We start from the raw sequence: 3,805 nt of genomic DNA on the forward strand, positions 1-3,805 counted from the left end.
GATTCAGGTCACTCCGCGAGGTCGGCGGGACGCGGCCCCGAGTAGTCCGGGCCGTACGCGCCGGGGGCCGGGCGCCGCTTCTTGGTGAGCGCCCGCTGCCCATGGGCCATCCGCCGCGACGTGACCAGGAAGGCGGTGTGGCCGTTCATGGAGTGCTCCGGCCGCACGGCCAGGCCCTCGAGGTGCCATCCGCGCTGCATCGTCTCCCAGGACGACGGCTCGGCGAACTCGCCGTGCGCGCGCAGTGTCTCGACCACCCGCGACATCTGCGTGGTCGTGGCGACGTAGCAGCACAGGATGCCGCCCGGCACCAGGACGTCGGCCGCGAGCGCGACGTACTCCCACGGGTCGACCATGTCGAGGATCATCCGGTCGACCTCGGTGTCGACGAGGCTCTCGCCGAGCCCGCCCACCGTGAGCCTCCAGGCGGGGTGCGGGCCGCCGAAGAACTGCTCGACGTTGCGGGTCGCGATCTCGGCGAAGTCCTCACGCTGCTCGTAGGACGAGACGAGGCCTCCCTCGCCGACGGCTCGCAGGAGGAAGGTCGTGAGAGCACCCGAGCCGGCGCCCGCCTCGAGCACGCGCGCCCCGGGGAAGATGTCGGCGAAGGTGACGATCTGGCTGGCGTCCTTGGGGTAGATCACGGCTGCCCCGCGAGGCATCGATGTCGTGTACTCGTGCATCAGCGGGCGGAAGACGAGGTACTGGCCGCCCAGCGACGACTCGACCACGATGCCCTCCGGCTGGCCGATCAGCCCGTCGTGCGCGATCTCGCCGAGCTTGGTGAAGAACTTCTTGCCCTCCTCCAGCTGGATGTTGTGCCGCCGACCCTTGGCGTCGGTGAGTCGAACCCACTCGCCCACCGCCATCGGTCCGCGGTGGACTCCCGAGAGTCGCTCATCCATGCGTCTGCCTTCCTGCGTCGCCCTGCCTGCCACCAGCGCGGACCCGCTCGGAGAACGCGCTGTCGACGTCCGCCGTGACGAGGACGCCGTACAGGTGCTCGCCGTCGACGACGAGGTACTCACTTGACGGTGTCCTCTGCAACGCCCGGACCAGCGCCTCTCCGGCGAGATCGACGGGCAGTGCGAGGCCCGGGGAGAGCGTACGCGCCAGGGCTCCGACGTCGACCCACGGGCGTCGGGCCTCCGGTGTGGCGAGCACTGCTCGCTCGTCCACGATGCCGTCGATCGTGCCGGTCGGACCGTGGACGACGATGGCTCCGGCGCCGGCCTCGCGGGCCTGCTCGATGGCCTGCCCGACCGTCGTCGAGCGCGGCACGTCGATCGCCCGGCGAGCGAGCCCGCGCGCCGTCAGCCCCGGAAGACCGCGGCGGATCCGCGCCGCCACCAGTGCCTGCGTCGCCCCGGTCCACAGGAACAGGGCGACCACGAAGGCGATCATGTAGTCGAGGAGCGTGATGTCGAAGCCGAGCAGCTCGCCGCCGACGAACGGGTACGCGAGCGCGAGCACCGCCACGGCGCGTCCGCCGTAGCCGGCTGCGACCGAACCGGCGTACGGACTGCCGGTCGCCTTCCAGACGGCGGCACGGAAGACCCGGCCGCCGTCGAGCGGCAGGCCGGGGAGCAGATTGAGGACACCGACCACGATGTTGGCCAGCGCCAGGGCGCGGAAGGCGAAGAGCAGCAGGCCCGTGTCGGGCATCAGCAACGACAGGCCCCACGACGCTGCGCCGACCGCGAGAGAGGTCAGGGGGCCGACCACCGCGATCCAGAACTCGCGGCCCGGCGTGTCGGGTTCTCCCTCGATCTCCGTCACGCCGCCGAGGAAGTTCAGGGTCACCGACCGGACCTCGTAGCCGAAGGCCTTCGCGACGAGGGCGTGCGAGATCTCGTGGAGCAGGACCGAGAGGTACAGCAGGACCGCGAACGCGAGCCCGGCCACGAACGTGAGGGCGCCCAGCCCTGGTGCGATCACCTCGATCGTCGGCTGGAGGACGAAGGCGATGAGGACCGCGACGACGAGCCACGAGGAACGCACGAGGACGTCGATCCCCCCGATCTCACCGATGCGCAACGTCCCCGGGGGACGGGTACGGGTGGGGGGTGTGGACGACGCGTTCACACCGTCCACCGTATCGGGTCGTGACACGCCGGGACTGTCGGTCCGCTGGCCTAGGCTGGTTGGCATGAGGACACAGACGATCGAGCGCACAGAGGTGGACGGCGTCGACGTCGTCGGATCCCTCTCGCCCAGCCGTGCGGCCGACTTCATGACGTGTCCGCTCCTCTACCGCTTCCGCGTCGTCGACCGCCTGCCCGAGGAGCCGTCGGCCGACGCGGTGCGCGGGACGCTCGTGCACGCCGTCCTCGAAGAGCTCTTCGACGCACCTCCCGGCGAGCGGACGCTCGAGCGGGCGCGTGCGCTGGTCGGCCCCGCGTGGGCGCGCCTCCAGGAGGCGGAGCCCGAGGTGGCCGCGCTGTTCGACGACGGTGACGCTCTCGCCGAGTGGCTGAGCACCGCCGGTGACCTCCTCATGTCCTACTTCGTTCTCGAGGACCCTCGGCGTCTCGAGCCCGCCGAGCGCGAGAAGTACGTCGAGACCGTGATCGACGGTGGGCTCCTCCTGCGTGGCTACGTCGACCGGGTCGACGTCGCGCCCACAGGCGAGGTGCGGGTCGTCGACTACAAGACCGGGCGCGCGCCGCGGGAGGTGTTCGAGGCCAAGGCGATGTTCCAGATGAAGTTCTACGCCCTGGTGATGTGGAGGACCACCGGGACGGTCCCGACACTGCTCCAGCTGATGTACCTCGGCAACGAGGAGATCCTCCGATACTCCCCCGACGAGGCCGATCTACTCGCGACCGAGCGCAAGCTGCGCGCCCTGTGGGCCGCGATCGAGCGGGCGTCGACCACCGGCGAGTGGCGTCCGCACAAGAGCCCGCTGTGCGGGTGGTGCGACCACAAGGCCCGCTGCCCCGAGTGGGGAGGCACCCCGCCACCGCTCCCCGAGCGCGACACGCTGCCGATCGAGCCTGCCGTCCACTCGCCTGCCGAGAGCACTGTCGACGCGGACTGACGCTCGCGAACAATTGCAAATGTTCTTTGCAAAAACTCTTTGCAAAGAACCTTTGCAGTTTTACGGTAGCCCGATGGCCGCCGAACCGACTCACGTCGTCCTCGACTCCTCCGCACTCAAGGCTCTCGCCCACCCGCTGCGCGTCTCCCTCCTGGGGGCACTGCGCCGCTACGGTCCCGCCACCGCGACGCAACTCGGTCAGCGGCTCAGCATCAGCTCGGGTTCGGCGTCGTACCATCTCCGCCAGCTCGAGCGGGCCGGCCTCGTCGCGGACGACACCACGCGCGGCAACGCACGGGACCGGTGGTGGCGGGCGGCGCACCGGTCCACGACGCTTCGCATCCAAGACCTCGACCCGACCGATGACGACGCCGTGGACACCTACCTGCGCTCGGTCGCCGCCAACTACACCCTTCTCCTGCAACAGGCGGTGAACGAACGCGCGACGCTCCCGAGCGCCTGGCGCGGGACCTTGGAGATGAGCGACTACCTGCTGCGACTCACGCCGGACGAGGCCAAGACCCTTGCCGTACGCCTCCACACCGTCGTCCGCGAGTTCCGCTACGACGTGCCGGAGAACCGTGCGCCCGAGGACGCCGACCGCGTCAGCGTCATCCTCCAGGTGCTTCCCCAGCCGGAGACCGCGTCGGAAGACGGCCGAGACGGGGACGGCCTGGGATGAGCCGTCGACCGACCGGCGCGAGAGGGCCCGTGCGCCCACTGCTCGGCCTGCTCCTCGCCATGGCGGTGTCGAACGCGGGCACC

4 protein-coding genes are annotated in these 3,805 nt (G+C 70.4%); 2 read left to right on the plus strand and 2 right to left on the minus strand.

Annotated elements, in window-relative coordinates; genetic code table 11:
* Positions 1-8 precede the first annotated feature (8 nt).
* Together PV363_RS08995 and PV363_RS09000 are read right to left on the minus strand one after the other, a co-directional pair.
* Positions 9-905 (minus strand): tRNA (adenine-N1)-methyltransferase, encoded by an 897-nt coding sequence (locus PV363_RS08995; RefSeq protein WP_220345097.1) that lies wholly within the window; start codon positions 903-905, stop codon positions 9-11.
* Positions 898-2,112, minus strand: coding sequence for a site-2 protease family protein (locus tag PV363_RS09000; RefSeq protein WP_301022159.1), 1,215 nt, complete (start codon positions 2,110-2,112; stop codon positions 898-900). The genes PV363_RS08995 and PV363_RS09000 overlap by 8 nt, the downstream gene beginning before the upstream one ends.
* Before the next feature lie 37 nt (positions 2,113-2,149).
* On the opposite strand from PV363_RS09000, the gene PV363_RS09005 reads away from it, so the two are divergent.
* Together PV363_RS09005 and PV363_RS09010 are read left to right on the plus strand one after the other, a co-directional pair.
* Positions 2,150-3,040 (plus strand): PD-(D/E)XK nuclease family protein, encoded by an 891-nt coding sequence (locus PV363_RS09005; RefSeq protein ID WP_220345095.1) that lies wholly within the window; start codon positions 2,150-2,152, stop codon positions 3,038-3,040.
* A gap of 73 nt (positions 3,041-3,113) precedes the next feature.
* Positions 3,114-3,722 (plus strand): helix-turn-helix domain-containing protein, encoded by a 609-nt coding sequence (locus tag PV363_RS09010; RefSeq protein WP_301022160.1) that lies wholly within the window; start codon positions 3,114-3,116, stop codon positions 3,720-3,722.
* Positions 3,723-3,805: the final 83 nt, after the last annotated feature.

The organism is Mumia sp., assembly GCF_028803055.1.
Lineage (GTDB): Bacteria > Actinomycetota > Actinomycetes > Propionibacteriales > Nocardioidaceae > Mumia.